Annotated in this window: 2 protein-coding genes; both read right to left on the bottom strand. The window is 33.7% G+C overall.

The annotated features are described in order from the left end of the window. Positions 1 to 87 precede the first annotated feature (87 nt). Positions 88 to 597 (bottom strand): glycosyltransferase, encoded by a 510-nt coding sequence (locus FH603_RS28050; protein WP_186742662.1) that lies wholly within the window; start codon positions 595 to 597, stop codon positions 88 to 90. Between the two features lie 74 nt (positions 598 to 671). Further along, positions 672 to 1,499, bottom strand: a complete 828-nt coding sequence (locus FH603_RS28045) for a glycosyltransferase family 2 protein (RefSeq protein ID WP_186742660.1) — start codon at positions 1,497 to 1,499, stop codon at positions 672 to 674. Positions 1,500 to 1,550 lie beyond the last annotated feature (51 nt).

Below are 1,550 nucleotides of genomic sequence, written 5' to 3'. Positions count from 1 at the left end.
GACATTAGTCTGCTGTTTTTCAAGCTGTTGCAGTTCGTCAACGGTCTGGCTGATTTTAGTAGCGTAATCCATAACCAAAGATACGACTTATTGAATTTGATTTAGTATTATTTGGAAGTGGGGTTCTATCTGCATACACAAACCACGAGTCAAATCTACCAAACCAGATTTGATATCATTCTTCTCAACGTACTCATGTATAGACTTCATTGCATCTTGATGTAATGAATCATCATTATCAACTCGAGTTGTAATTATATATTTGGTTTCACTATCGACATCGGCAGCAATTTGTTGTTTAATAGCAACCTGTAGATGACTCATGTCATCAATAAATAATGGCCGGAATTGAGGGAATAATATTTGGTATTCTTCTATCTTATGGCGGAATATCAGAGGGGTGTTTAAATCAAAAAAAACAAGCCAAACAAACTCACTTTTAATAATATTACTGTGAACGGATGGGAAGCAAAATTTGTCAAATAAACAAAACCTATCCTCTAACCAAACATTATCATTCACTGAAGTCTTATTTTTATCAGTAGTCCAGTCAATATTTTTAACATTAAATCGGGTAATAAGAAAATGTTTATACATCAACTTGAGAAGTCTTGATTGATTAATAAAAAAAATAATTAAATATTAAAACTAAAACTTTAAACTAATCTATTTCAAGTTTTAAGTATTTTCCTAATCTGTGAATACAATACTCGTCCGGAGTCAATCAAGAAATATAAAAAAGGAAAGGTAGTATTATGAGCCCAATTCCAACGAACGAATAAATTATTAGGAGATTTAATTGACAAAAATATTTGCTTTAAAAGTGAAAATTTAGATAAACTGGAATTTGTATTGTTTATTCCTGTAGCAGAAAGGTGACTATGTACAATTGCATTGACGCAAACTAATAATCTGTAATCTTTCTTCTTAGCTCTATATGATAAATCTTCGTCAGCCATGTAATGAGGAAATTTATGATCATCAAAGAAACCAATTTCCTCAAAAACAGCAGACGGAAATAAAGTACCTCTACCTGGAAGAAGATCTGTTTCTATTATATTATAATCTAACTGCAAATCACTAAATGATTTTATGTTTTTTATAGTAGGCGTATATTTTGCAATTAATTTGTTCCAACGTATACCTGCGAAAGCAACATGCTCCTTATTGTCAATATTAACTGAAACACTCCCAATAATTGAATTAGGATACACAAATGAAGCGTTTAAAATACTTTGCAAATAATCTTCACCAACAACTAAATCATTATTCAATGTTAGTATAGAGCTTGCGCCTTGGTCTAGGGCATATCGAACACCTAGATTAGTAGCCGCTGTCCACCACATTGTGTTATCTCCTGTGATTATTATTACATCAGGAAATATGTTGTTAATGTTTTCGCTGGTTCCATCCGTAGAGCCGTGGTCTACTACAATAACCGGTCGTGACGTAACCGTGGACTCTTCGTCTTTATTGCATGGTAACACTCGTCGTCTCATGCCGCTACTGTGGCAACCAAGATGCCGTTCGGCGCAAAGGGCTCAGCACCA

Origin of the sequence: Spirosoma utsteinense, assembly GCF_014282275.1 — a bacterium.
Classification (GTDB): domain Bacteria; phylum Bacteroidota; class Bacteroidia; order Cytophagales; family Spirosomataceae; genus Spirosoma; species Spirosoma utsteinense.
The sequence above is the reverse complement of the archived record's forward strand: the minus strand, read 5'-3'. Positions and strand labels throughout refer to the sequence as shown.

What these genes read in the sequence shown, in the direction of transcription:
- FH603_RS28045 (WP_186742660.1), bottom strand. Translation starts at nt 1,499, where the DNA reads ATGAGACGACGAGTGTTACCATGCAATAAAGACGAAGAGTCCACGGTT.
- FH603_RS28050 (WP_186742662.1), bottom strand. Translation starts at nt 597, where the DNA reads ATGTATAAACATTTTCTTATTACCCGATTTAATGTTAAAAATATTGAC.